The sequence below is a fragment of the Roseateles sp. P5_E1 genome (assembly GCF_054049335.1).
This window is the reverse complement of sequence record NZ_JBFUMN010000477.1, coordinates 1-522: the sequence shown is the minus strand read 5'-3', so window position 1 is coordinate 522 and position 522 is coordinate 1. Positions and strand designations below refer to the sequence as shown.

The 522-nt window shown below is 70.1% G+C and carries 1 protein-coding gene; it reads right to left on the bottom strand.

Annotation, left to right across the window (positions count from 1 at the left end; genetic code table 11):
- Positions 1–522 (bottom strand): hypothetical protein (locus tag ACXJKJ_RS32185; protein WP_457395818.1); only part of this gene is annotated, 522 nt, incomplete at both ends.

Here is a 522-nt window from a genome sequence, read left to right as displayed (position 1 = left end):
ACGCGCAGCACGCTGGTCGGCGGTTGGTTGCCGATCGGCTGCAGGCCGATGCGCTGGGCGATATCGCGGAAAGAGGCCTTGCTGATCTGGAAGGTCGGGCGATAGGCGGTACCGAGGATGCCCTGGCGGAACGCGCTGCCGGCAACCTGGTTGGCGAAGCTGATCTGCGAGAGGATTTCCACCGGCAGCGCACCGCTCAGCCGGCGCCGGAAGGCCTGCACCTGGCTGGGGCGCGGGGCGATGTAGGTGTAGCGCCGGGTCGCGCTGTCCAGCAGCTGGAGGATCAGGTGGGTCTTGCCGGCGCCCGCATAGGCGTCCAGGTCGATGTGCTCATCGTCGTTGGCCACGATCGCGCGCAGCGCGCGGGCCTGTTCGGCGGTGTAATCGTGGGTGCGCTCGACGTAGGCGGGCGCCTGCAGGGCGTCGCCGCCGGTCGCGTCCTGGGCGTCCGGGTCCACCGCCGCATCGGTGTAGAAGCGGATCGTGTGCGGCTCCAGCGTGGTGCGGCAGGCAGCCTGGAAC